Genomic DNA, 23947 nt, shown 5'->3' with positions numbered 1-23947 from the left:
GCCATGCGCGCCGTCGTCATCCACGCCCCGAAAGATCTGCGGATCGACAACTATCCCGATCCGGCGCCCGGCCCGGGCGAAGTCCGCGTCAAGATCGCCAATGGCGGCATCTGTGGCTCCGACCTGCACTATTACCATCACGGCGGCTTCGGCGTCGTCCGCATCCAGCAACCGATGGCGCTAGGGCACGAGATCGCCGGCGTGGTCGCGGCCGTCGGTGACGGCGTCACCAGCGTGAAAACAGGCACGCGCGTTGCCGTCAATCCGAGCAGACCGTGCGGCCAATGCCTGCATTGCCAGGAAGGCATGCGCAACCAATGCCTCGACATGCGCTTCCTCGGCAGCGCGATGCGCTTTCCTCACGTGCAAGGCGGCTTTCGCGAGTTCATCACGGTCGATGCCACGCAAGCGGTGCCGATCGCCGACAAGCTCTCGTTGGCGGAAGCTGCGGTCGCCGAACCGCTCGCGGTGTGCCTGCATGCCGGCAAGCAGGCCGGCCCCCTGCTCGGCAAGCGCGTGCTGATCACGGGCTGCGGCCCGATCGGCGCGCTGATGATTTTGGTCTCGCGCTTCGGCGGCGCGTCCGAGATCGTGGTGACCGATGTGGCCGAGGCGCCGCTCGCGGTCGCGAGAAAACTCGGCGCGACGCATGCCATCAATGTCGCGGCCGATGCCACGGCGCTCGATCCCTGGCGCGCCGGCAAGGGCGTGTTCGACACGCTGTTCGAAGCCTCCGGCAATCAGGCGGCGCTGCGCACTGCGCTCGACGTGCTCCGCCCGGGTGCGACGCTGGTGCAGCTCGGTCTCGGCGGCGAGATGACGCTGCCGATCAATTCCATCGTCGCCAAGGAATTGCAGCTCCGCGGCACCTTCCGCTTCGATCCCGAGTTCGAGCTGGCGGTGCGGCTGATGGGCGAAGGCCTGATCGACGTGAAGCCGCTGATCACGGCCACCATGCCGTTCGAGAACGCGGTCGCCGCCTTCGAGCTTGCCAGCGACCGCTCACAGTCGATGAAGGTGCAGCTTACTTTCTAATTGCGTCGGCGGCCTGCTGGCCCTCGATCAGCCGGTCGCTGACCAGCCGCACGGCGCCCCGTTTCCACGAATAGTCCGCGCCGAGGCGCAGGCCGCTGTCGCCGCGCGCCAGCACCGCGCCGGTGCGGGCATCACGCAGCTGGAAGCCGAGCGTGTATTCGGTGCGGCTGACCCGCCGCACCACGCCGATCAGCGATTGATCCGCGCCGAGCTCTTTCGCAATCGCCGCCTCGCAGCCGCCGCAGTCGCGTAACGCGCGCGCCTTCACCGCCTCGCCGCTCGCGCTGCCGATTTCGACGATGCGGTAGCGGCCGGACTGGCCGAGCACGTCACGCACGCCGCCGGTGGTCTCGGCGAGGTACGATGCGTCTGAACCGGCCAAGGTGCTCCCAGATGCGGCCGTCATGTCCTCGAGCTCGAAATCGAACACGGCGAGCGCGACCGGCGCGGGCGTGCCGAGCGCCGCGATGACCTCGCGGGCGAGGAACGCCTCGGCACGGTCCCAGGCTTCGTCGTTGTCGCCGCGGAACGTGTAGAGCTTCTCGAACAGGACCTTCTTGGCCGCGGTATCGATCACGGCGACCCGCGCCCATTGCACCAGCGTGCTCGTCTTCTGGACGCCGCCGACGACCTTGAATTTTGCATCGGCTTGCCCGGCGGGCGTGAGCTGATAGCGCTTGTCCGCCCCGACATCCCGTCGCAGCGCGACCATGAACGCGCCCAGCCGCTTCTCGTGGACGGCGGTCTGGTCGACCGGCTCGCCGGACGTATCCAGATACTGGAAATCCTCGATCGACACGCCGGCCGGTGCCGCGGTGGCCGCCTCGGTGCCCGCGCCGGCAGGCCGGACACCCACGAGGACAGCAAGGAGAAAAGCAGGGAGGATCAACCGGGAGAGGTACATGAGCGGAGCCTCGCAGATGGAGCGATCGGCAAATCTCGGCAGCAGCCCTACACCCTGCAACGGGGCCCGTCCCGGCGAGCGCCGGGAAAATTTCACGTCGTTGCACTGCGGTAACGCGTAGCGCTTTGCGCGGCTGGCGTTCTGCCGTTTAATGCGGCGGCGACAAACCTGTTCGCGCTAGGTGCTGCCCGATGTGGAACCGCCCGAGATTCGATCTCAAGGTCCGTCTGACGTTGCGCGTGGCCGCCATAACGGCCGCCTGCTTCGCCGCAATCTCCGCCTATTTCCTGATCGCGGCCGACCGCGCGGTGCACACGCGCATCGACGGCATCGCCGCGATCGTGGCGAAGTCGCTGGAGCTGCAGCAGGGCAAGATCCAGTGGGTGGCCGGCCCGCGCGACTTTCCGAACCTCGATCCCGTCGCCGCCTATGTGATGACGCCCGGCCTGTGTCTGGCATTCCGTGGACCGAGCGGCGAGATGCTGCAGCGGTTCTGCAGCGGTGCGCCTGCCCCGGAGAGCCCGTCGCCGCAGGTCTTCGCGGCCTTCTATCGCAGCCTGTTCGACCCCGGCCGCGAAGCGGCACGGCCCGTGATCGTGCGCGGCGCCAAGCTCGGCGAGACCGTGGTCTCGGTCGATCCGGCCGTGCAGACGGCGGAGGCCTGGCACGAGGCCGGCCGCCTGATGATTGCGCTTGCGATCGCGCTGCCGCTGCTGTGCTTGCTGGTCTACGCCGCGCTGGCGCGCGCGCTGCGCCCGACCCGCCTGATCCGCAACGGCCTCGAGCGGATCGCCGCCAACGACCTCTCGGCGCGGCTGCCGCCGTTCGATCTGGCCGAACTCTCCGCGATCCGCGACGGCTTCAACCATCTCGCCGAAAGCCTCGACAATGCGCTCGCCGAGCGCAGCGAGCTGACGCGCAAGCTGATCGCGCTCCAGGACGACGAGCGCCGCCATCTGGCGCGTGAGCTGCACGACGAGTTCGGCCAGTCGCTGGCCGCCATCCGCGCGCTCGCCTCCTCCGCCCGCCAGACCGCCGCGCAGGACTGCCCCGCTTTGCTCGGCGAATGCGACGGTATCGCGCGGACCGCGACCAGCATGATGGAGACGCTGCGCGGCGCGCTGTTCCGGCTGCGCCCGCCCGACGTCGAGGAGCTCGGGCTGGTGGCGAGCCTGGAAGGCCTCGTCGCGGGCTGGAACGGACGCAGCCGCGGCGAGACGCGCTTTTCGATCCATTTCGACGGCGCGGTCGAGACCCTGCCCGCCGCGATCAGCGCCAACCTCTACCGCATCGTGCAGGAGGCGCTGACCAACGCCGCCAAGCACGCCGGCGCCACCAAGGTGGACCTGCATCTGACGATGGCGGCAGACGAGATCGCGCTTGCCATCGACGACGATGGCCGGCCGAACGATGCCTCCAGCAAATCCGGCATGGGCCTGCTCGGCATGCGCGAGCGCGTTGCGGCCTTGCGCGGCCGGATGAGCTTCGAAGTCGGTGCCAACGGCGGCTCGGCGCTGCGCGTCGTCATTCCGCTCACAGCCGCCGAGCGGCAGGCGCTGGAGCATGCGGCATGAGCGCGGCCGATGCCTCCATCCTGCTGGTCGACGACCATTCCGTGGTCCGCGAGGGCTATCGCTCCGTGCTCCAGAAGCAGCCGGGCCTGCGCGTCATCGCCGAGGCGTCCGACGGCGCGGAGGCCTACCGGCTGTACAAATCCGAGGCGCCCGACCTCGTCATCATGGATCTGAGCATGCCCGGCATCGGCGGCATCGAGGCCGTCAGGCGGATCAGGCAATGGGACAAGGGCGCCAGGATCCTCATCTTCACCATGCATCAGAATGCGGGCTTCGCCGTGCAGGCGATCCGCGCCGGCGCCAGGGGTTACGTCACCAAGACCAGCCCGCCGGAAACGCTGGTACGGGCCGTGATGGACGTGCTCGCCGGCAAGATCGCCATCAGCCCCGACATCGACCACGAGCTGGCGCTGAGCCGGCTCGGCGGCGAAAGCTCGGCCGCCGACGTCCTCACCGCGCGCGAGTTCGAGGTGATGCGGCTGCTGCTCGCGGAGCGGACGACGGAGGAGATTGCAGAAACGCTGCATGTCAGCCCGAAGACGGTGGCGAACCTGCATTCCCTGATCAAGGACAAGCTCGGCGTCGGCTCCGACATCGAGCTGGTCCGCCTCGCCTTGCGCCAGGGACTGTTGACCGAGCCGGATCTCGGCGAAGCGTGATAGACCCCGAGAAGCGGTCGATTATTCGCGCGCGACCACCTGGTCCAGCCACGCGCAGTTGAGCGGCGGCACGCGGGGATCAGCGACGCGAACGCCGCGCGCTGCCGCATCGAGCCGCATGTCGCGCAGGCGCTTGCGCTGCTCCTCCGGCATATGCAGCCGCTCGTGGCCCCACAGCGACGGGCCGTCGAAGGTCTCGTGCGGTTGCCAGGTCTCGGGATCGATGACGCGCGCACCCCAGCCATATTCGATGAAGAACCCGGACGGCGTATTCACGTAGAACGAGGTCATGTGGTCGTTGGTGTGCCGGCCCAGCGTATAGGCGATACGGCCCTCGTCCAGCTGCGCGAGGTCGTAGCCCTGACCGACATCGTCGAGGCTGCCGAGCTCGACCATGAAATGATGCATCGCCTTGCGCCCCGAGCCGACCATCGCAAAGCTGTGGTGGCGGCCGTTGACGTGGAAGAAATACAGCCCATAGGGCTTCAGCCCGAAATCCGAGACGTGGAAGCCGAGCAGGTCGCGGTAGAACGGCAAAAGCGGCTCGACATCCTCCACGTTGAGCACGACATGCCCCATGCCGAGCGCGCCGGTACGGAAGCCCGAGATCGGTCGGCTCGGCTTGAACGGCTCGCTCGCAAGCTCCGGCTTGCAGAAGGCCTCGAGCCGGTTGCCGGCGGGATCGACGAACGCGATCAGTTCGGCGACATGCCGCTCGTCGGCCAGCGCGCGCGAGCCGCGCGTCACCTTGACGCCGTGGGTTTCGAGCCGTCCCGCCAATTGATCCAGCTCTGCCATGGATGGAACTTCCCAGCCCATCACTGCAAGGCCGGCGTCGCTACTGCCGTCGACGATCAGCCGCTGCTTGCGATCGTCCATGCGGAACGCGCGCATCTTGCCGCCGCGATCGACCTGCTGCATGCCGAGCAGCCCCGTCGCCATCCGGCCCCACTGATCGAGCTGCGATGAGTTGATCCCGATATAACCGAGCGCGGTGATTTCCATCGAATTCCTCCCGAAGGCATCGCGTGTGCCGCAATGCGGCGAACTTGATACCGGCTGCGCACGATTCTACGGTGGCGTTCCGCAATCGCTTCGCGTTCGCAACGATAATCGCGGGACCGTGCGCCACAAGGGAGGAAATGCGAAGTGTCCAAGGAGCGGACGGGGACGGGCGCACCACGGCAGTCGGAAGGCGTCCGCGCCTTTAAGCGCGGACTTGACGTGCTGCGAGAGGTCAATCGCTCGGGCGGCATCCGTGCCGGCGACGTTGCTCGCGCGCTCGACCTGCCCCGCCCGACCGTCTATCGCCTGCTCGAAACCCTGGAGGAACTTGGCTATATCGCGCGCAGCGCCAGCGACGACCGTTTTCGCGTCACCCGGCGCGCGCTGAGCCTCGGCGATGGCTACGACCCCGGCGTGGTGATCTGCCAGGCGGCAGCGCCTTATCTTGCCGAACTCAGCAAGACCCTGGTCTGGCCCGTCGATCTCTCGACTTATGAGAACGCCGCGATGGTGGTGCAGGAAACCACCCATTCGCGCAGCCCGCTCTCGATCGACCGCGGCATGATCGGCAAGCGTCTGCCGATGCTGCGAACCTCTGCCGGGCGCGCGTATCTCGCCGCCTGCCCGGCGCGCGAGCGCGACCTCATCGTCAATCATCTGCGCCGGATCGACGAGTCCGACGACCGCCCCTTTCTCGACGAAGCCCGCCTCGACCGCATGATTGCCGAGACTGCCCGGCGCGGTTACGCGATCCGCAGCGAGGGCGAGTATAATCCCAAGACGGCTTCGATCGCCGTACCCATCGTCCGAGGCGGCGTCGTGTTCGGTTGCATCTCCATCATCTGGATTCGCTCGGCACTGGGGATCGAGGAGGCAATTGCGCAATTTGCAGCGCAGCTTCAGGAGACGGCCGCGGCCATCCCGGTCGAGGTCTAGACTCCGTCCGTCCGCTGGGCGGACACTTGGCGCGGCGGCGTTGATGCTGCGGCGCGGCTTGGGGAAGAGATAGCCCCATGCAAGATAAATCCGCCCCCGAAGAATTTGATGTCGTGATCGTCGGCCGCGGGCCGGTTGGTGCGACACTTGCCAATCTGCTCGGCCTCCGCGGCGTGCGGACACTGGTGCTGGAGCGCGAGACGCAGACCTATCATCTGCCGCGCGCGGTGCATTTCGACGACGAATGCATGCGCGTATTCCAGACCGTCGGCCTTGCCGACGCGATCCTGCCGCATGTCATCCTGAGCCCCGGCATGCTCTTCCTCGACGCCAACGGCAAAATGTTGCTGGATTGGTCGCGCCCGCAGACGCTGACGCCGATGGGCTGGCATCTCAGCTACCGCTTTCACCAACCTGATCTTGAGGACGTACTGATCAGCGGCCTCGCCCGCTGGCCGCACGTCACCTTGCGCAGCCGCTGCGACGTGTTCGCGCTGGACCAGGACGAAGACGGCGTGCGCGTCCGCTACGAGGACCTCTCGAACGGGAAGCTCAGCGAGGTCCGCGCCGGCTATGTGATCGGCTGCGACGGCGCCCGCTCGCTGGTCCGCCGCTTCATCGGCTCCAGCATGGACGATCTCGGCTTCCACGAGCGCTGGTTGGTGATCGACGTGCTGCTCAAGCGCGCGCGCGACGATCTCGGCGACTACAGTCTCCAGCATTGCGATCCAAGGCGGCCGGCGACCTATGTGCGCGGCACCGGCACGCGGCGCCGCTGGGAGATCACGATCCTCCCGGACGAGGATTCTCAGGAGATCGCGCAACCGGCAAAGGTCTGGGACCTGCTGTCGCGCTGGATCACGCCTGATGATGCCGAGCTCGAACGCGCCGCGGTCTACACGTTTCATTCGGTCATCGCACGGCAATGGCGGAGCGGCCGATTGTTTCTTGCGGGCGATTCCGCGCACCAGACCCCGCCCTTCCTCGGCCAGGGCATGTGCGCCGGCATCCGCGATGCCGCCAACCTCGCCTGGAAGCTCGCCGCAATCATCCAGGGCGGCGCCGCACCCGATCTGCTCGACACCTACCAGAGCGAGCGCCAGCCGCATGTGCGCGAGTTCATCGAGCTCGCCATCCGTCTCGGCGGCGTGATCAACACCAAGGCGATCGAGGCCGGCCTTGCTGCCGGCGAAGCGCGCGAGAACGCGCCGGTCAAGCTGGACGTGAAGAAGCCCCTGCTCGGCCCCGGGCTCACGTTCAGCGACCTGCCGCTCGCCGGCCATCTCGCACCGCAATTCATGCTGCGCGACGGAGGCCGCAGCGACGACCGGGCCGGCTATCATCATGTGCTGCTCGTCGAGGCTGCGGCCGTACTGCCGTCGCGCCCCGCGCTGGCGCAGGCCGGGATCGAGATCCTCGCCGGCGACGACGCCGAAGGCGTCCGAGACTGGCTGCGCAAGCACGGCATCATCGCCGCACTGGTTCGTCCCGACCGTTACATCCGCGGCACCGCCCGCGACAAGCCCGAGCTCGAGCGACTCGTCGCCGCCGCCATTCCTGCAACCCAGATTCCCTTAACCCAAGCGCCGTCCGCGGCCTGATCGAACCCACTTTCAAGGACATCTCATGAAGCTGCTCTCATTCGTCGCCGGCGGACGCGCCTCTTTCGGCGCCGTCAAGGACAACGGCGTCGTCGATCTCGGCGCGCGCATGGCGCCCTGCGCCACGCTGCGGCAGTTGCTCGAAGCCGGTCGCCTTGGCGAGGCGGCAAAGATCGTCGCGTCCGCTGCGCCCGATCATCCGCTCGACAAAGTCACCTTCGCACCGGTGATCCCCGATCCCGGCAAGATCATCTGCGTCGGCCTGAACTACCGCGACCACGTCGCCGAGACCGGGCGCACCGTCACCGAGAAGCCGGCGCTGTTCGTGCGCTTTCCCTGCAGCCAGGTCGGCCATCTCCAGCCGATCGTGAAGCCCAAAGTGAGCGACGATTTCGATTATGAAGGCGAGCTCGCGCTGGTGATCGGCAAGCAAGGCCGGCACATCCCGGCTGGCCACGCGCTCGATCACATCGCCGGTTATTCCTGCTACAATGAGGGCAGCATCCGCGACTGGCAGCGCCACACCAGCCAGTTCCTTTCCGGAAAGACCTTTGCGGATAGCGGCAGCTTCGGTCCGTGGCTGGTGACGACGGACGAGATTCCAGATCCGTCGAAGCTCACCTTGCGGACGCGCCTGAACGGCGCCGTCGTGCAGGACACTACCACCGACCTCCTGATCACGGGCATTCCCGAGCTGATCGCCTACATCTCCACGATCTGCCCGCTCGTTCCCGGCGACGTCATCGTCACCGGCACGCCCGGCGGCGTCGGCGCCAAGCGCACGCCGCCGCTGTGGATGCGCCCGGGCGACACCGTCGAGGTCGAGATCTCGGGCATCGGAACCTTGCGCAACACGGTCGTCGCCGAACCGGCCTGACCACGCCTTCGAGCAATCAAAAACGACAAGTCAGGAAACGCCATGGCCAACCTCCGTACGACGTCCGCCTCCACCTTGCTCATCACGCTGGCGCTCGCAGGCCCGCCTGCGCGCGCCGAGATCAAGGCCGATGCCATCCGCATCGGCGTGCTCACCGACATGAACGGCGTGTTCGCGACCGCGATGGGCCCGGGCTCGGTCGAGGCGGCACGGATGGCCGCGGAGGAGTTCGGCGGCAAGATCAACGGCAAGCCGATCGAGATCCTGCAGGCCGATCACCAGAACAAGCCGGATCTGGCGGCATCGCTCGCCCGCAAATGGTTCAGCGAAGGTGTCCAGGCGGTCGCCGACGGCGGCAGCTCCGGCGCGGCTCTCGCCGTGCAGGAGCTGGTGCGCGGCAACGGCAAGATCTTCCTCGTCTCCGGCGCCGGTGCCAACCAGCTCACCGATGAGGCCTGCGCGCCGACCAGCGTGCAGTGGACCCAGGACGCCTATTCCACGGCGACGGCCGTGGTCTCCGGCATCATGCAGACCAGCAAGGAGCCATGGTTCTTCATCACCGGCGACTATGCCTTCGGGCATTCGATCGAAGCGACCGCACGCGCCCGCATCGGCGAGCTCGGCGGCAAGGTCGCCGGCAGCGTCAAGGCGCAGCTCGGCACGCCCGATTTCAGCTCATTCCTGCTGCAGGCACAGTCGTCGGGCGCCAAGATCCTCGCCATCAACGTCGCCGGCGACAACGCCACCGCCATCAAGCAGGCCGAGGAGTTCGGCCTCGCCGATCAGGGCATCAAGATCGTGCCGATGTCGTTCCAGAACGTCGACATCGAGTCGGTCGGGCTGAAGGCAACCCGCGGCGACCTCATCGTCACCTCGTTCTTCGAGGACGTCTCGCCGGCCGCGCGAAAATTCTCCGACGCCTTCTATGCGCGACGCAAGGCCATGCCCTCGCAGATCCAGGCAGGCGTCTATTCCGCCGTGCGTCACTATCTGCAGGCGATCAAGGACACCGACACCGACGACAGCGCCGCCGTGATGGCGAAGATGAAGGCGACACCGGTGTCGGATGCCTACACCCCCCACGGCCGCATCCGCGAGGACCAGCGCATGGTGCATGATCTCTATCTGGTGCAGGTCAAGACACCCGAGGAGTCCAAGGGCCCGTGGGATTTCGTCAAGCTCGTCGCGACGATCCCGCCCGACCAGGCCTTCCGTCCGCTCGACCGCAGCAAGTGCAGCCTGGTGGGAAAGTAGTGCCGAGGCGTGGACTCGTGACTCCAGATCACACGCATTCGATGTCCGCCATGCTGAGAGGTATGACGTTTGCTTCTGACAATAGCGGACAATTCGGCGGGCGCCGCGGTAGGTCTGCGATGGGCCAAAAAGCGACTGTCGCATACCGTCTCTTGAACTGGAAGGAGAGGCCGCCTTGCAAACGGCATCTCCTTCGTGCGGGAAGGCGATAATGGATGAGAGATGTCGTCAAGACTTGATGAACGAGAGCAGGTCGGGGTTGATGACATCCGCATGCGTGGTTAGCATGCCATGGGGGTAGCCGGGATAGGTCTTCAGCGATCCGTTCTTAAGCAAGTCGACCGCACGCGGCACGGAACTTGCGAACGGGACGACTTGATCAGCCTCGCCATGCATCACCAGCACCGGCACGGTGATCTTCTTGAGGTCTTCGGTATAATCTTCGAGCCAAGAGTCGACAGTCGCGTAGTGAGCGAGAGCACCGCCGGCCATGCCTTGGCGCCACCAGTTCGCAATGATTGCCTCCGAAGGCTTGGCCCCATCGAGGTTGTACCCGTAGAACGGATTCTCAGGGACGAAACGGTAAAATTCCGCCCGGTTGCCCAACACGCCTGCCCGGATCGCTTCGAACCACGCCGGGGGTTGGCCGGACGCGTTGTTCTCGCTTCTGTACATGTTCGGCGTCAGTGAAGCGACCAGAACCGCCTTCGCGACGCGCTTCTGGTGGCGAGCGACATAGCGAGCCACCTCACCGCCACCTGTCGAGTGCCCAATGTGGATTGCGTCGCGCAGGTTGAGGTGTTCAGTCAGGGCCGCGAGGTCGTCAACCCAATGGTCCATGTCGTTGCCGGTGCTGGGCTGGTCGGACCGGCCGTGGCCGCGCCGGTCGTGGGCGATCACACGATACCCGTGATGAAGGAAGAACATCATCTGGGCATCCCAGTCGTCCGCTGTCAGCGGCCAGCCGTGGCTGAACACGATCGGCTGACCTGATCCCCAATCCTTGTAGAAGATGCTTACGCCGTCTGTAGTCGTGATCGTCGACATCGAGTCGCTCCATCTGCGCTGTTAGATCTTTGTTGAAAAGTTTGCGGACGGGGGTCTGAAAAAGCAGGCAGGCCCAAGCTGATCAGGCCACAGATCGCGCCCTTTGGCTTCCTGAAAGACACGATGTTCAGCGGCCTCGCCGGCAAGCCCTTGCCGTGCCAACACCCGATCGCCGACGCGTTATCGCCGGATCCGGCGCGGCGCTATTCGTCGCTCCTGCGCATTCGCGCGCGCTTCCCGCTAAATGAGGGTCGCCACTCTCGATCGCGCTGCAGAATTGTCGAGGCCGCACTGAATTGCGATCACGCCGTTCCTGTCGGCCTTGAGTGCTGGGATCACTTTGCTGAAGACGATACTATGCTTCGGCGAAGACATTGTTCGTTGTCCTTTTTTGGTTGAAGACTGCGTGACGGTAAATCTCCCTTTTGCCGATGACTAAGACCTTGTACGCTTGGAGCTATGCCTCAGAGATATACGAGGAACCATGGAACTCCGGCATCTGCGCTATTTCGTTGCCGTCGCTGAAGAAGGCAGCCTGCTGACTGCCGCCCAGCGCCGGCTGAACACCTCGCAGCCATCGCTGAGCCGGCAGATCCGCGATCTCGAATCCGAAGTCGGCGTTCAGTTGTTGGAGCGCCAGCCGCGCGGCGTAACGCTGACCGCAGCCGGACGAGTGTTTCTTGATCACGCGAGGCTGGCGCTGCTGCAGGTTCAGGCGGCTACGGAGGGAGCCCGGCAGACGGCGCAACCGCAAAAGCCCACCCTCTCCATGGGATTTCTCGTCGGGTTGGAGGTCATGTGGCTCCCCCAGCTTCTGCGTATCCTCCGCGAGGAAGCCCCCGATCTCCAGGTGACGCTCAGCACGCAATCGTCACCGGAACTTGCGCTCGCATTGATGCAGGGGAAGTTGGACATCGCTTTCCTCCGTCCTGAGAAAGACAATGAGGGCGTCGTCTTCAAGCAGTTGGCGAAGGAGCCTTTGATCGCCGTGCTGCCGGCCGAACATCACCTGGCATCGCGCAAAAAGATTCGTCCCCAGGATCTCGCCCGCGAAATCTATGTCAGCTCGGCAAGAACGTCTCCGGTCTTGCAAGAGGTCATCCAGAACTACGCAGCTCGGGTCGGGATTACTCTGAACGCGAAGTACGAAGGCGAGAACATATCATCGGCCATGTCACTCGTGGCTTCCACGGGCGGAATCAGCCTCGTACCCCTCTATGCGCAGAACATGCTGGCACCAAACGTCGTCGCTAGAGCACTTGACGGCGGCACGCCAACAGTCGAGTTGGCCCTGGGATACAATCGGGAAAATCCGTCGCCCTTGCTGCGTCGGCTGCTATCCCGTGCGGATGAATTGGTCGCAAACGTGCAAAATCAGAGCATCATTCGCTATGTTGAAGCCCAATAGGTGGCGGCACGAAGCCTGATCCGGAAAAGTGCGCAACCCTACGCCAGATACTGCGCCAGATAGCCTTCCATCGCATACAGCGCGCAGAGCGCGAGGCTCGACCACACCGCGGCGCTGAAATACAGGAACATCCAGGTCAGCTCGCCCTTCCAATGCGCGATGTCGTGGGTCACCACCCAGCGCGTCGAGACGTCATGCAGGCCTTCGAGGAAGCCCAGGAACGTGTTGCCCTCGGCGTGCCCTGCGCGCCAGCGGCTGAGATACATCGGCACGTCGACGGTGACGAGGAAGGCGAGGAAGCAGGCGATACCGACGATGCCTGACATCAGCGCCCAGCGCACCACGCCCTGGAATTCCGGCATCAGGCGGCACAGCGCGATGCCGGCGAGGAAGAAGGTCACCGCCCACAGCGAGTTCTCGATCGCGTTGTAGAGGAAGTTGGTCGTCACCACCGCGTACCAGGAGAAACACTCCGCGATGATGATGATCGGCACGATGACGAGCGCGATGTTCACCGCGGTCTCGGCGCCCGTCATCTTGCCGAGCTGATGCAGGATGATGGCCCATTGCGCGACGAAGCAGAGCTCGGCCACGGTCGCGACCGTGCGGCCGACGACGACGCTCGACAGCCAGGTGTCGAACAGGCAGATGCGCTGCACGTCGGCGCGCGGCAGGAACGAGCGGAACGCGCAGCCGAACACGTAGCCGGCGCACAGCAGGAACATCAGCCCGATGTCCGAGCCGCCGCTGAGGCTGCCCGCAGGCGTCGGGTAGAATTCGCGGTACAGCATGAACCACACCAGGATGTTGGCGCCGCTCACGAGCGTGAGGGATCCCCACCACCACGCGAGGGGATTTGACCGCGCCTGCCACTGCAACATGAACCGCTCCGCAAATTATCGATCTGACATGTCGTCGTAATAATCCTGTCACAACACGACATGCAATCACGACAAAAATCTGTGTGTGCGGCCCGGTCCGGCGCGTCCTTCAACGAAAACGTCGACGCGATATCGGTGTCCACATATCGGACAATTTCGCCGATGTTGTCGAATTTATTGGACAGAAATAATTTGACCGTCTGATATTCGTGGATGGCCCCGAGAGATTCATCCAAACCGCGACATCCGCTCTCCTCCGCCGCCGCAGTGCTGGCGGACAGTGTCGATGACGCCGCCTTCGCAACGACACTGGCAAAGGGACTCGTCGTGCTCGAGGCGTTCAAGGCCGGGAGCACGCTGCTGGGTAACATGGAGCTGTCGGCGTTGACGGGCATCCCGCGGCCGACGGTGGCGCGGCTGACGCACACGCTGGCCGAGCTCGGCTACCTCCGCTACGACGCCGAGCGCGCCAAGTACCGCGTCGCTGCGCGGGCACTGCGGATCGCGCATCCTCTGCTTGCCGGGATGCAATTCCGCCAGATGGCGCGGCCCATGATGCAGGAGCTGGCGCTCAGCGTCCGCGGCACGGTCTCGATCGGCCTGCTCGACGCCACCTCGATGATCTATGTCGAGACCGCGCGCTCCGGCGATGTCGGACCGCACGCGCCGGACATCGGCATGCCGATTCCCGTGGTGATGACCGCCATGGGACGCGCCGCGGCGGCGACCTTGCCGCCAGCCGATGCAGACCGGCTCGAGCGGAACATCGGTGCTGAAGACCCCGAGCTGTGGTCGGCCTTTCGCGACAAATACCGGGCCGGGATCGCGCAATGCAAAAGCCGCGGCTTCTGCACCTGCTGGGGCGAGTACATGGCCTCCATCCATGCCGTCGCCGCGCCGCTATTTCACGCGAGCGAATCGAAGCAGTCGTTCTCGATCAATTGCGGGATCCCCGCGTTCCGGCTCCAGCCGGGCCAGTTGGAGGGCGAGATCGGTCCGCGCATCGCGGCGCTCGCCGACAGCATCCGCGCCATCGTCGGGCAGGCAGAGTCCGCGCCGCCGCGCAAGACCAAGAAGATCACAAGCGCCGGAAAATGACATGGCTGGACCGCTCGAGGGACTGAAAGTTCTCGACATCGCGACGATCATTGCAGCGCCGTTCGCAGCAACGCTGCTGGCCGACTACGGCGCCGAGGTGCTCAAGATCGAGATGCCCGGAAACGGCGACGGCGTAAGGTCGTTTCCGCCGTTCAAGGACGGCAAGCCGCTGTGGTGGAAGGCCGCCAATCGCAACAAGAAGTTTGCCACGCTCGATCTGCGCACTGGGGAAGGACTTGCGCTGTTCAAGCAGCTGCTTCCGCGCTTCGACGTGCTGATCGAGAATTTCCGTCCCGGAACGCTCGATCGCTGGGGCTTGCCTAAGGAGGTGCTGTGGGCGATCCAGCCGCGCCTCGTGATCCTGCGCGCCACCGCCTTCGGGCAGGATGGGCCCTATCGTGAGCGGCCCGGCTTTGCCCGCATCTTCGAGGCCATGGGCGGGCTTACCTACATCACGGGGGAAAGCGACGGCGAACCGACCCATCCGGGATACCCGATCGGGGATTCGATCGGCGGCCTGTTCGGCGCCGTCGGCGTGCTCGCGGCGCTGTGGAAACGGGCGCGCGATCCCGATGCGCCCGGCGAGGAGATCGATCTTTCGCTGACTGAGGCAACCTTCCGCCTGCTCGACGTCCTCGCCATCGAGCACGACCAGCTCGGCACTGTTCGCAGCCGGATCGGCAATTCCAACGGCTATTCGGCGCCGGCCGCCGTGTTTCGCACCAGCGACGATCACTGGGTGACGCTGGCAGGTTCGACCAACGCGCTGTTCGCCGCGAACTGCCGGGCAATCGAGCGCCCCGACCTGATCACTGATCCGCGCTTCGCCAGCAACGACCGGCGCGTCAAGCACGCCGCCGAGCTCAACGACATCTTCGCCGGCTGGTGCGCCGCCCATCCCCTCGAGGAGGTCCTCGCGCGATTCAATGCAGCGCAAGGCACCCTCGCCCCGATCTATTCGATCGACCAGATCGCCGACGACCCGCAAGTGAAGGCGCGCGAGGTGATCACCCGCGTTGCCGACAAGCATTTCGGCACCGTCGCCATGACCAATGTCGTTCCGCGTTTCACCAACGATCCCGCGCGATTGCGTCACGCCGCCGGCGACGTCGGCGAGGACAATGACGAGGTGTTTCGAAACTGGCTCGGCCTTTCGGACCAGGAGATCGAAAGGCTCACCGCGCGAAAGGTGATCTGAAACTAACAAGACCAACAATAAAAAGGGAGGAAGAAAACAGTGACATCATTCAAGGTCACACGCCGAACCCTGCTGGGCACGCTCGCGAGCGGGCTCGCCGCCGGCTCGTGCCTGACGGCCCAGGCCGAGGATGCCTGGCCCTCGCGCATGGTGCGGCTGATCTCGCCCTACGGGCCCGGTGGCTCCAACGACATCTCGTTGCGACTGCTCGCCGAAGAGTTCGGCCGCAGTCTCCGTCAGCAGTTCATCGTCGAGAACAAGCCCGGTGCCGGCACCCGCATCGCCAATGACATGGTCGCCCATGCATCGGGCGACGGCTACACCATTCTCTATGTCGCGGCTCCCTACGCAACCGCCGAGGCGCTGTTCGGCAAGCTGACTTATGACCGCGGGGATCTGCAGCCGGTGGCGATGGTCGTGGTCGCGCCGCTCTTCCTCATCATCAGCGCCGACGCGCCGTTCAAGACGCTCCCCGAACTGATCGCCTACGGCAAGTCGAAACCGGACGGGCTGACCTTCGCGTCTCCCGGCGCCGGCTCGCAGCCGCACCTTGCCGGAGAGCTCCTGTTTCGCGACGCCGGTGTCAAGGGTCTCAACATTCCGTTCCGGGGCGATGCCGCGTCCTACACCGAGCTGCTTGCCGGCCGCGTCGATGCCACGCTGACGGCGCTGCCGACCGCCCTGCCCTACATCCAGAGCGGCAAGTTCACCGTGCTCGGCGTCGCCTCGCCCGAGCGCAGCGCGCTCTACCCGCAGGCGCCTACACTGCGCGAGCAGGGTTTTCCCAACGTCGCTGCCGCCGGCTGGTACGGCTTCATGGCGCCCGCCACGACGCCGCGCGCGATCGTCGACAGGTTTCAGGCCGAAGTCCTGCGCGCGCTCGCCGAGCCCGCGATCAAGGACAAGCTGACCGCCCAGGGCCTCGAAGTGCGTGCCGGCACCGCGGCCGAGTTCGGCCAGTTCATCGACGCCGAGACGCAGAAATGGACCAAGCTGATCCGCGACGCCGGTCTCAAGGGCGAATAGCAATCGGGAAGGACCGGACATGACGAGCACTCTTCTCAAACAGATCGCGGCCTCCGCACTGCTTCTCGTGCTGTCGAGCGCGGCAGCGCAGGCGCAGAAGACATACGATTCCGGCGCGTCCGACACGGCGATCAAGGTCGGTCAGACCGTGCCGCTCAGCGGCCCGGCCTCCGCCTATGCCGTGATCGGCAAGACCCAGGCCGCCTACATGAAGATGATCAACGACCAGGGCGGCGTGAACGGCCGCAAGGTCGAGCTGATCCAGTATGACGATGCCTATTCGCCGCCGAAGACCGTGGAGCAGACCCGCAGGCTGGTCGAAAGCGACGAGGTGCTGCTGACGTTCCAGATCATCGGCACCGCGCCGAACGTCGCCGTGCAGAAATATCTCAACGCCAGGAAGATCCCGCAGCTGTTTGCCGCGACTGGCGCGGCGCGCTTCACCGATCCCAAGAACTTTCCCTGGACTATGGGATTCAACCCCTCCTACCTCGTCGAAGGCCGCATCTACGCGCAATATCTGCTGAAGAACCATCCGAACGCGAAGATCGGCGTGCTCTACCAGAACGACGACCTCGGCAAGGATTATCTCGCCGGACTCAAGGCCGGCCTCGGCGACAAGGCGAAGATGATCGTGGCCGAGACATCCTATGAGATCACCGAGCCGACGATCGACTCGCAGATCCTGCGGCTGAAGGATGCCGGCGCCGACGTGCTGTTCAGCGCCACCACGCCGAAACAGGCGGCGCAGGCCATCAAGAAGGTCGCCGAGATCGGCTGGAAGCCGTTGCACATCATCGACATCAACGCCTCCTCGCTCAGCGCCGTGCTGAAGCCGGCAGGTCTGGACAATTCCAAGGGTGTCGTCAGCGTCGGTTACGTCAAGGATGCCGCCGATCCAGAATGGAAGGACGATCCCGGCATGAAGCGCTACCTCGCCTTCATGGCGAAATACTATCCCGACGGCGACAAGGATTCGAACCTGAACGTCTATGGGTACATCACCGCCCAGCTGCTGGTTCAGGTGCTGAAGCAATGCGGCGACGACCTCACTCGCGACAACGTGATGCGGCAGGCCGCCAGCCTCAAGAACGTCGAGCTCGACCTGACGCTGCCGGGGATCTCGGTCACGACCACCCCGACCGACTATCGCGTCAACAAGCAGTTCCAGATGGTGCAGTTCGACGGCCAGCGCTGGCAGAAGCTCGGCGACATCGTGACAGACGAAGCGAAAGAGTGAGGCGGCGACAGGCGCAATTCCGCTGCGGCGCTCATTGCCCTCCAGCGAGGCGGCTGCCGCTGCGGATGACATCGTCGCGTTGGCCGACATGGCGCTGATATTCGGAGATCGCGCGGTTGGCCATCCGGATCCGGTTCATCTGCCCCTCCTCGACCATCATGGTGATGCGCTGTGCCAGGAACACGCAGGCCTCGAACTCGTCGCCGATGGCGCCCGTCCGCGTGAGAAAGTTCCAGGCGATATCATAGGCCTGCTCGGCGGCGGGGTTGCGGTAGTCGCTGAAGATAATGTGCGCCATCACCGGCAAAGCCGCAGGCGCGCGATCGTTCCTGTGGCGAGCGCACTGCCGAGCTGAGGCCATAGAAAAACCACCGGCCGCTCTGGCGTGCCGGTGGTCCATATCGGCAGGGATTGCGTGGGGCTACGCCGCCTGGCGCTGATGCGACAGGAACTCCATGGTCACCTTATCGACATTGGAGTCGATCCAGGCGGCCATGCACCGAAGTTGACCTGCGATAGCACCGCCAACACCTTCGCCGACGCAGCTCCTCCACATCGACGCGCGTAGGAACGGTTGGCCGCGCGCGTGATTGGTCCGCCGTAACCTCAGGGAGAAGCAACATGCGTAAGACAATTCTGACGATCTTCACAGCAGCCGTGCTGGCTGGTGCTTCAGTCGGCGCAGCGGTCGCACAAGGTGCCGGCGGTGGTGCAGGTGGTGCCGGTGGTGCGGGAGGTGCAGGCGCCGGTGGCGCGGGTGCCGGAGCGGGAGCAGGTGCTGGCGGCAGCGGCGCTGCCGGAGGAAGCGGAAGCGCTGGCGACGGCTCCGGCGGCGGCAGTGGCGGAAGCACTCATACGCAACGCGGCGGGCAAGGCGCCTCCAGCGCTCCAGGCATGCGCAACGAGACCACTCCGCCGTCGAGCGGCACCACACCGCGCCGCTAGAGCATGATCCGGAAAAGTATGCGGCGGTTTTCCGGAAGGATCATGCTCAAACGATAAGCTAAAGCGCGATGAGGATTCATCCTGCTCTCATCGCGCTTTAGTTGCCTCGTCGATCGCGCTCCTGGGAAACCGATCCTTCGAGATGTACGAAAGCGCTCCCGGCGAATCCTTCGCCGGGAGCGCTTCTGTCTTCACCGCTTCATGCCCGCCACATAGGCCGCGAGCTTGTCCAGCGTCTGATAGCCATATTCGACGGCGCCGAAGCCAATCATGCCATCGCGCTGCGCGGTGCTCGAGGCCAGCTGGCGCATCATCAGCACGGTCTTGCCATTGCTCTGCTCGGCAAAGGTGACTGTGAAGCGGAACATGCCGGGATCCTCGTCCTGGTCGACGCCGTGATCCATCTCCATCAGCTGCGGCCGCTCGATGCGGCGGAAACGCATGCGGTTCGGATAGACCGTGCCGTCGGGGCCGATCATGTTGAAGCGCCAGACGCCGCCGACGCGTACGTCGATCTCGAAGGTCTCGATCTTGAATCCCTTCGGCCCGAACCATTGCGGCAGATGCTTCGGGTCGGACCACGCCTCGAACACCAGATCGCGCGGCGCGTCGATCACGCGTGACATCACGATCTCACGGTCGAGCGACCATTGCGATAGAGCGGGATTGGCAGAATTCGTCATCACTCGGAACCTTTCCGTTTGGTTGTTCGGGACGGCCGCCTGGCGGCCGCCCTCTCCTTCTCTTTCTTGAGCTTCATCACGTAGGCTTCGAACCGGTCGAGCCGCGCCTCCCAGATCGCGCGCTGTTGCTGGAACCAGTCCTCCGCACCGAGCAGCGCATCCGGGCTGAGGCGGCAGGTGCGCACGCGGCCGGATTTCTCCGACAGCACGAGCCCGCTCGTCTCCAGCACATGGATGTGTTTCATGAAGCTCGGCAGCGCCATGGCGAAGGGATCGGCGAGCTCGCCGACGGAGGCCTCGCCGGCACACAGCCGCATCACGATCGCCCGTCTGGTGGGATCGGCGAGCGCTGCGAAGACCTGATCGAGGCGGGGCGATTGGTTAGCCATGAAGCTAACTATAGAGCCGCCGGGTCGGATGTCAATAATTGTTAGCTCATAGGCTAAGTAATTTGATCGCTGGCCGCGAAGCGGAACCTGAAACGCGCAATTGTGAATTGGGCCGCCGGGCGCTTCCCGCTAAATGAGACCGGGGGCACCATTGCATCGTTCGTCAGGGCACGTGCCGTCTGTTGTCACATCATCATCGTTCACCCGGCGGGCGCTCGCCCGGGCCGCGCTTGTTCCCCTCGCGATCGCGTTTCGCCCACGCCGCGCCTCCGCGGATTCCGACATGATCGCGCAGATGCGCGACATCGTCGCGAGCGAGCTGGCGCCGACCGTGACGCCGGGCCATGCGGGCGGCCTCGCCGTCGCCCTCTATGCCGGGCGCCATGCCGAATTCTTCAACTACGGTCTTGCCGATGACGCCGCCAAACGGAAGGTGACGCCGGACACGCTGTTCAACCTCGCGTCTCTAAGAAAACCGTTCGAAGCGACGCTGGTCGCACTCGGCACGCTGCGCGGCGAGCTGCGGCTCGACGACCGCGTCCCTAAATATCTTCCCGAGCTCGACGGCGATTACATCCGCCGCGTCAGCGTCGGCGAGCTGGTCACGCACACCTCGGGGCTGTTGCTGCCGACCGACCATCCGCCCTGGCCGAACGATCAGTTCACGCGCGAGCAGTTCATCGCCATGCTGAACGCCTTCGCGCCGGCGCCCGGCGTCGCACCCGGCCGGCAGCGCATCTACACCCATGCCGGCTACGTGCTGCTTCAGCTCGTGCTCGAGCGCTGCTACGGCATGCCGATCGGCGCGTTGATCCAGCACCGCATTCTGCGCCCCCTCGCCATGGACGCCAGCTTCATCCCCGAGCGCGGCGCGGACAATCGCGCCGTCATGGACGGGGCCTGGATGCGGCGCGTGGTCCAGGGCTATTCCGACCAGGGCGCGGCGGTCGGCCCAATCGGCGACCAGCAGAGCTATTTTGACTTTCCCGGCACCGGCCAGATGTTCTCCTCCGCCCGGGATCTTGCCACCTTCGCGGCGGCCTGCGTTGACGGCCGGGCGATCGATCCGAATCTGCGCGAGGCGCTGCGGATGACGCAGCGTGAGGTCTTCCGCGTCGACGACAAGTTCGGACAGGGCATGGCCTGGGAGACCGTGCGTCTGCCGGGCGTCACCGTCATCGACAAGCCCGGCGGCCTCAACAATGCGTCCGGCTATATCGGCCTCGTGCCGGCGCGGCGGATCGCCATCGTCCTGCTCGCCAACCGCGGCGAATATCCGCACGAGATCGCGCGCTACAAGATCCTGCCCGCGCTGGCGCATCTGCTGACATCGCACGCAGGCTGAGCTTCACAACAGAAAGCCTTTTCACAACAGAAAACCCCGGCCAGGCCGGGGCTTTCCACGTCAGGATCGGAACGGGATGCTCAGTATCTGGCGACGACCGGTCCGCCGAACTTGTAGTTCACGCCGACGCGCACGATGTTGGACTTGAGATCGACCGAATGGGTGAAGGTCTGGGCCGGCAACGCCACACCGACGTTGAAATTGTTGCTGGTCATGCTGCTGCGGCCAAGATCGACGTAAAGATATTCGGCCTTCAGCGACCAGCCGTTGCCCACGGCGTACTCACCGCCGACGCCTGCTGTCCAGCCGACGCGGGTGTCGCGGATCGCTCCGGACTCGGTCGCGCCAGCAAAGGTGTCGGTGAAGCTGAAGTTGCCCCTCACCTCGGCGATGGCGGCGCCGCCGGTGGCGTAAATCAGCCAGCTCGGCGTCGCGAGGAAGCCGATGCGGCCGCGAATGGTGGCGAGCCAATCGGCCGAGACCGACGAATTGACCGTGAAGGTGGTCGGCGCGCAGCAGGGATACACGGCCGTGCTGCTCGCGCTGCCCTTGAAGCCGAAATAGTTGATGTCACCCTCGAGGCCGAGCACGGCGTTGTTGACCTGCCAGTTGTAGCCGGCGGTGAAGCCGCCGGTCACACCGGAGCTGTTGATGTGTTGGGCGCCGACCGTCCCGATGGCGGTCACGCTCGAATCGGCGAAATAGGCGGCCACCGGAAACAGCGTGGTGGTGGCGGGGTTCGCGCTGCCCCACTGCCCGCCGACATTGCCGCCGACGTAGAAGCCGGTCCAGTTATAGACTGGCGCCATCACCGGCGCCTTGGTGTAATGCGCCGCGAGGTCGGCCGCCTGAACGGATGCGGTACCCAGGACAACCGAGGCGGCCGCCAGCAAAAACTTGTTCATTCCAGTCTCCTTGCCCCACGCGATTGACCTCGCGTTTCGAATGCGCGCGGGTAAGAGGCAACCGGCGCAGTTAGGGCATAGGGCGTGCGCCACTGCTCGTCTTGGGCTGCGGCGAAGTTCGCAAGGACTGTGACGTAGTGTGCGCCTCGGATCGTGCGAACGGATGACGGGTGTGGCCGAGGAGCCACGCATCAACCACGACCGCCGGCGCGCAGCACACGCCCGTGTCGCACCACGACAAGCTCGCCAGACCGCGATTCGAGACCGCGCGCTTCAGACCGAGCGCGTCAGCCCGCCGTCGACGCGGATGTTCTGGCCGGTGATGTAGGCCGCGCCGTCCGAGGCCAGGAACGAGACCGTCGCGGCGATCTCCTCGACCTTGCCGTAGCGCTTCATCGGCACGCTGTCGCGGCGCGCGTCCAGCTGCGGCAGGCTGTCGATCCAGCCGGGCAGGACGTTGTTCATGCGGATGTTGTCGGCGGCATGGGTGTCGGTGAAGATCTTGGTGAAAGCGGCAAGGCCGGCGCGGAACACCGCCGAGGTCGGGAACATCGCACTGGGCTCGAACGCCCAGGCGGTCGAGATGTTGATGATGGCGCCACCCTTTTGCGCCTGCATGATCGGCGTCACCAGCCGGGTCGGACGGATCACGTTGAGCAGATAGGTGTCGAGGCCGGTGTGCCACTGCTCGTCGGTAATCTCGGTGATCGGCGCACGCGGCCCGTGGCCGGCGCTGTTGACGAGCACGTCGATGCGTCCCCACTTCGCCATGGCGCCGTCGACGAGGCGCTTCAAATCGTCGTTCTCCTTGTTGGAGCCGGTGACGCCGAGCCCGCCGAGCTCGGCCGCCAGCGCCTCGCCCTTGCCGGAGGACGACAGGATTGCGACGCGAAACCCGTCGGCCGCCAGCCGCCGCGCAGCCCCTGCCCCCATGCCGCTGCCGCCGGCGGTAACGAGCGCAACCTTCTCTGCTGCCATGACCGATCATCCCTTCAGTTGAGGCGAGCCGCAGGCTCGGCCTATCATGAGGCCTTCTACAGCCAGACCTGTCGGCAGGTCCATGGTCGAAGGCATCCGTCATGAGCAACCCGAGATGAGTGATTTGCTGATCCGCAATCTGCGCCCCGAGGAGATCTCCCTCGCCATCGACTGGGCCGCGGCCGAGGGCTGGAATCCGGGCCACGGCGATGCCGCCTGCTTCGCGGTTCCCGACGCGCAAGGTTTCTTCGTCGGCGAGATCGATGGCGAGCCGGTCGCGACCGTCTCCTGCGTCAATTACGATGATCGCTTCGCCTTCCTCGGCTTCTACATCGTGCGCGATAGTTTTCGCGGCGCGGGCCATGGCCTGCGCATCTGGAACGCGGCGATCGCCCATGCGGGCGCACGCGTCATCGGGCTCGACGGCGTCGTGGCGCAACAGGACAATTACAGGAAATCCGGCTTCCAGCTGGCCTATGCCAACATCCGCTATGGCGGCGGCGTCGCCGCGTGCTCGAGGCCGCCCACTGACGTCGTTGCGCTGAACACGATTCCGTTTGCGCTCGTGGAAGCCGACGACGCCACCGTCTTCCCCGCCCGGCGCAGCGCCTTCCTGCGCACCTGGATCGATACATCAGGCCATGTCGGCCGCGCCCTCGTGCGCGACGGCAAGCTCAAAGCATGGGGCGTGATCCGTCCCTGCCGGACCGGCTGCAAGATCGGCCCGCTCGTCGCCGACGACCGCGCGGCGGCGGAAGCGATCGTGCAGGCTTTGCTTGCGAGCGTCGATGTCGGCGAGATCTTCCTCGACGTCCCCGCCGTCAATCGCGAGGCGATCGCGCTCGCGGAAGCGCTTGGCCTCGAGCCGGTGTTCGAGACGGCGCGGATGTACACGGGAGCGATCCCGCCGCTGCGCGTCGACCGCGTCTTCGGCGTGACCAGCTTCGAGCTAGGCTAGA

At 65.4% G+C, this 23947-nt stretch carries 24 protein-coding genes; 14 read left to right on the top strand and 10 right to left on the bottom strand.

What is annotated here, in order from left to right; genetic code table 11:
- The first annotated feature begins 3 nt into the window (after positions 1–3).
- Positions 4–1035 (top strand): L-idonate 5-dehydrogenase, encoded by a 1032-nt coding sequence (locus tag CIT37_RS17480; protein ID WP_038949991.1) that lies wholly within the window; start codon positions 4–6, stop codon positions 1033–1035.
- On the opposite strand, the gene CIT37_RS17475 is transcribed toward CIT37_RS17480, so the two are convergent.
- A complete protein-coding gene (locus tag CIT37_RS17475; RefSeq protein ID WP_161966423.1) occupies positions 1025–1939 on the bottom strand; it encodes a DUF3280 domain-containing protein in 915 nt (304 codons plus the stop codon). The two genes, CIT37_RS17480 and CIT37_RS17475, sit on opposite strands and share 11 nt — an antisense overlap.
- A gap of 191 nt (positions 1940–2130) precedes the next feature.
- Between CIT37_RS17475 and CIT37_RS17470 the strand changes: the two genes are divergently transcribed.
- Complete coding sequence (locus tag CIT37_RS17470) at positions 2131–3513, top strand: sensor histidine kinase (RefSeq protein ID WP_095426263.1); 1383 nt, start codon at positions 2131–2133, stop codon at positions 3511–3513.
- Complete coding sequence (locus CIT37_RS17465) at positions 3510–4172, top strand: response regulator (RefSeq protein WP_038972910.1); 663 nt, start codon at positions 3510–3512, stop codon at positions 4170–4172. The genes CIT37_RS17470 and CIT37_RS17465 overlap by 4 nt, the downstream gene beginning before the upstream one ends.
- Before the next feature lie 21 nt (positions 4173–4193).
- On the opposite strand, the gene CIT37_RS17460 is transcribed toward CIT37_RS17465, so the two are convergent.
- Positions 4194–5177, bottom strand: a complete 984-nt coding sequence (locus CIT37_RS17460; RefSeq protein WP_038972911.1) for a VOC family protein — start codon at positions 5175–5177, stop codon at positions 4194–4196.
- Between the two features lie 144 nt (positions 5178–5321).
- On the opposite strand from CIT37_RS17460, the gene CIT37_RS17455 reads away from it, so the two are divergent.
- The 4 genes from CIT37_RS17455 to CIT37_RS17440 all read left to right on the top strand — a co-directional run bounded on the left by CIT37_RS17455 (position 5322) and on the right by CIT37_RS17440 (position 9845).
- Positions 5322–6113: a DNA-binding transcriptional regulator gene (locus CIT37_RS17455; protein WP_095426262.1), complete on the top strand. Its 792-nt coding sequence runs from the start codon at positions 5322–5324 to the stop codon at positions 6111–6113.
- Positions 6114–6190: 77 nt separating this feature from the next.
- Positions 6191–7714: a bifunctional 3-(3-hydroxy-phenyl)propionate/3-hydroxycinnamic acid hydroxylase MhpA gene (gene mhpA / locus CIT37_RS17450; RefSeq protein ID WP_095426261.1), complete on the top strand. Its 1524-nt coding sequence runs from the start codon at positions 6191–6193 to the stop codon at positions 7712–7714.
- Positions 7715–7739: 25 nt separating this feature from the next.
- Positions 7740–8591: a fumarylacetoacetate hydrolase family protein gene (locus CIT37_RS17445; protein WP_095426260.1), complete on the top strand. Its 852-nt coding sequence runs from the start codon at positions 7740–7742 to the stop codon at positions 8589–8591.
- Between the two features lie 42 nt (positions 8592–8633).
- Positions 8634–9845, top strand: a complete 1212-nt coding sequence (locus tag CIT37_RS17440; RefSeq protein WP_095426259.1) for an ABC transporter substrate-binding protein — start codon at positions 8634–8636, stop codon at positions 9843–9845.
- Positions 9846–10073: 228 nt separating this feature from the next.
- Here CIT37_RS17440 and CIT37_RS17435 read toward each other — a convergent pair whose 3' ends face one another.
- Positions 10074–10892, bottom strand: a complete 819-nt coding sequence (locus tag CIT37_RS17435; protein WP_095426258.1) for an alpha/beta fold hydrolase — start codon at positions 10890–10892, stop codon at positions 10074–10076.
- A 484-nt stretch (positions 10893–11376) separates the two neighbouring features.
- On the opposite strand from CIT37_RS17435, the gene CIT37_RS17430 reads away from it, so the two are divergent.
- Positions 11377–12300, top strand: a complete 924-nt coding sequence (locus CIT37_RS17430; protein WP_028140926.1) for a LysR substrate-binding domain-containing protein — start codon at positions 11377–11379, stop codon at positions 12298–12300.
- 38 nt (positions 12301–12338) lie between these two features.
- Here CIT37_RS17430 and CIT37_RS17425 read toward each other — a convergent pair whose 3' ends face one another.
- Positions 12339–13181, bottom strand: coding sequence for a hypothetical protein (locus CIT37_RS17425; RefSeq protein WP_095426257.1), 843 nt, complete (start codon positions 13179–13181; stop codon positions 12339–12341).
- A gap of 213 nt (positions 13182–13394) precedes the next feature.
- On the opposite strand from CIT37_RS17425, the gene CIT37_RS17420 reads away from it, so the two are divergent.
- The 4 genes from CIT37_RS17420 to CIT37_RS17405 are packed head-to-tail and all read left to right on the top strand — an operon-like array spanning position 13395 to position 17743.
- Positions 13395–14279, top strand: a complete 885-nt coding sequence (locus tag CIT37_RS17420; RefSeq protein WP_095426256.1) for an IclR family transcriptional regulator — start codon at positions 13395–13397, stop codon at positions 14277–14279.
- Between the two features lies 1 nt (position 14280).
- Complete coding sequence (locus tag CIT37_RS17415) at positions 14281–15477, top strand: CaiB/BaiF CoA transferase family protein (RefSeq protein ID WP_028140929.1); 1197 nt, start codon at positions 14281–14283, stop codon at positions 15475–15477.
- A 39-nt stretch (positions 15478–15516) separates the two neighbouring features.
- Positions 15517–16503 (top strand): Bug family tripartite tricarboxylate transporter substrate binding protein, encoded by a 987-nt coding sequence (locus tag CIT37_RS17410; protein ID WP_095426255.1) that lies wholly within the window; start codon positions 15517–15519, stop codon positions 16501–16503.
- A 19-nt stretch (positions 16504–16522) separates the two neighbouring features.
- Positions 16523–17743, top strand: a complete 1221-nt coding sequence (locus tag CIT37_RS17405; protein WP_028140931.1) for an ABC transporter substrate-binding protein — start codon at positions 16523–16525, stop codon at positions 17741–17743.
- 31 nt (positions 17744–17774) lie between these two features.
- On the opposite strand, the gene CIT37_RS17400 is transcribed toward CIT37_RS17405, so the two are convergent.
- From CIT37_RS17400 to CIT37_RS17385, 4 genes are all read right to left on the bottom strand, one after another.
- Positions 17775–18041: a hypothetical protein gene (locus CIT37_RS17400; RefSeq protein ID WP_028140932.1), complete on the bottom strand. Its 267-nt coding sequence runs from the start codon at positions 18039–18041 to the stop codon at positions 17775–17777.
- A gap of 374 nt (positions 18042–18415) precedes the next feature.
- A complete protein-coding gene (locus CIT37_RS17395; RefSeq protein WP_028140933.1) occupies positions 18416–18598 on the bottom strand; it encodes a hypothetical protein in 183 nt (60 codons plus the stop codon).
- Between the two features lie 281 nt (positions 18599–18879).
- Complete coding sequence (locus tag CIT37_RS17390) at positions 18880–19371, bottom strand: SRPBCC family protein (protein WP_028140934.1); 492 nt, start codon at positions 19369–19371, stop codon at positions 18880–18882.
- Positions 19371–19760 carry an ArsR/SmtB family transcription factor gene (locus tag CIT37_RS17385; protein WP_028140935.1) on the bottom strand — a complete coding sequence of 130 codons (390 nt, stop codon included), beginning with the start codon at positions 19758–19760 and terminating at the stop codon, positions 19371–19373. Before CIT37_RS17385 ends, CIT37_RS17390 begins: the two co-directional genes overlap by 1 nt.
- Positions 19761–20043: 283 nt before the next feature.
- On the opposite strand from CIT37_RS17385, the gene CIT37_RS17380 reads away from it, so the two are divergent.
- Positions 20044–21105 carry a serine hydrolase gene (locus tag CIT37_RS17380; protein WP_028140936.1) on the top strand — a complete coding sequence of 354 codons (1062 nt, stop codon included), beginning with the start codon at positions 20044–20046 and terminating at the stop codon, positions 21103–21105.
- An 80-nt stretch (positions 21106–21185) separates the two neighbouring features.
- Here the strand turns inward: CIT37_RS17380 and CIT37_RS17375 are convergent, their stop codons facing one another.
- Positions 21186–22010 carry an outer membrane protein gene (locus CIT37_RS17375; protein WP_028140937.1) on the bottom strand — a complete coding sequence of 275 codons (825 nt, stop codon included), beginning with the start codon at positions 22008–22010 and terminating at the stop codon, positions 21186–21188.
- Positions 22011–22283: 273 nt separating this feature from the next.
- Positions 22284–22988, bottom strand: coding sequence for an SDR family oxidoreductase (locus tag CIT37_RS17370; protein WP_018320668.1), 705 nt, complete (start codon positions 22986–22988; stop codon positions 22284–22286).
- Positions 22989–23103: 115 nt separating this feature from the next.
- On the opposite strand from CIT37_RS17370, the gene CIT37_RS17365 reads away from it, so the two are divergent.
- The gene (locus CIT37_RS17365; protein ID WP_095426291.1) at positions 23104–23946 is read left to right on the top strand and encodes a GNAT family N-acetyltransferase; all 843 of its coding nucleotides are present in this window, start codon (positions 23104–23106) and stop codon (positions 23944–23946) included.
- The last annotated feature ends 1 nt before the right edge of the window (position 23947 follow it).

This window comes from Bradyrhizobium ottawaense, assembly GCF_002278135.3.
In the GTDB taxonomy this organism is placed as follows: domain Bacteria; phylum Pseudomonadota; class Alphaproteobacteria; order Rhizobiales; family Xanthobacteraceae; genus Bradyrhizobium; species Bradyrhizobium ottawaense.
Note: the sequence above shows the minus strand (reverse complement) of the source record. Positions and strands in the feature narration are given on the sequence as shown.

Coding starts and splice junctions, on each gene's coding strand:
- CIT37_RS17480 (WP_038949991.1), top strand. CDS start 4: ATGCGCGCCGTCGTCATCCACGCCCCGAAAGATCTGCGGATCGACAAC.
- CIT37_RS17475 (WP_161966423.1), bottom strand. CDS start 1,939: ATGTACCTCTCCCGGTTGATCCTCCCTGCTTTTCTCCTTGCTGTCCTC.
- CIT37_RS17470 (WP_095426263.1), top strand. CDS start 2,131: ATGTGGAACCGCCCGAGATTCGATCTCAAGGTCCGTCTGACGTTGCGC.
- CIT37_RS17465 (WP_038972910.1), top strand. CDS start 3,510: ATGAGCGCGGCCGATGCCTCCATCCTGCTGGTCGACGACCATTCCGTG.
- CIT37_RS17460 (WP_038972911.1), bottom strand. CDS start 5,177: ATGGAAATCACCGCGCTCGGTTATATCGGGATCAACTCATCGCAGCTC.
- mhpA (WP_095426261.1), top strand. CDS start 6,191: ATGCAAGATAAATCCGCCCCCGAAGAATTTGATGTCGTGATCGTCGGC.
- CIT37_RS17445 (WP_095426260.1), top strand. CDS start 7,740: ATGAAGCTGCTCTCATTCGTCGCCGGCGGACGCGCCTCTTTCGGCGCC.
- CIT37_RS17440 (WP_095426259.1), top strand. CDS start 8,634: ATGGCCAACCTCCGTACGACGTCCGCCTCCACCTTGCTCATCACGCTG.
- CIT37_RS17435 (WP_095426258.1), bottom strand. CDS start 10,892: ATGTCGACGATCACGACTACAGACGGCGTAAGCATCTTCTACAAGGAT.
- CIT37_RS17430 (WP_028140926.1), top strand. CDS start 11,377: ATGGAACTCCGGCATCTGCGCTATTTCGTTGCCGTCGCTGAAGAAGGC.
- CIT37_RS17425 (WP_095426257.1), bottom strand. CDS start 13,181: ATGTTGCAGTGGCAGGCGCGGTCAAATCCCCTCGCGTGGTGGTGGGGA.
- CIT37_RS17420 (WP_095426256.1), top strand. CDS start 13,395: ATGGCCCCGAGAGATTCATCCAAACCGCGACATCCGCTCTCCTCCGCC.
- CIT37_RS17415 (WP_028140929.1), top strand. CDS start 14,281: ATGGCTGGACCGCTCGAGGGACTGAAAGTTCTCGACATCGCGACGATC.
- CIT37_RS17405 (WP_028140931.1), top strand. CDS start 16,523: ATGACGAGCACTCTTCTCAAACAGATCGCGGCCTCCGCACTGCTTCTC.
- CIT37_RS17400 (WP_028140932.1), bottom strand. CDS start 18,041: ATGGCGCACATTATCTTCAGCGACTACCGCAACCCCGCCGCCGAGCAG.
- CIT37_RS17395 (WP_028140933.1), bottom strand. CDS start 18,598: ATGAGTGCTTCCGCCACTGCCGCCGCCGGAGCCGTCGCCAGCGCTTCC.
- CIT37_RS17390 (WP_028140934.1), bottom strand. CDS start 19,371: ATGACGAATTCTGCCAATCCCGCTCTATCGCAATGGTCGCTCGACCGT.
- CIT37_RS17385 (WP_028140935.1), bottom strand. CDS start 19,760: ATGGCTAACCAATCGCCCCGCCTCGATCAGGTCTTCGCAGCGCTCGCC.
- CIT37_RS17380 (WP_028140936.1), top strand. CDS start 20,044: ATGATCGCGCAGATGCGCGACATCGTCGCGAGCGAGCTGGCGCCGACC.
- CIT37_RS17375 (WP_028140937.1), bottom strand. CDS start 22,010: ATGAACAAGTTTTTGCTGGCGGCCGCCTCGGTTGTCCTGGGTACCGCA.
- CIT37_RS17370 (WP_018320668.1), bottom strand. CDS start 22,988: ATGGCAGCAGAGAAGGTTGCGCTCGTTACCGCCGGCGGCAGCGGCATG.
- CIT37_RS17365 (WP_095426291.1), top strand. CDS start 23,104: ATGAGTGATTTGCTGATCCGCAATCTGCGCCCCGAGGAGATCTCCCTC.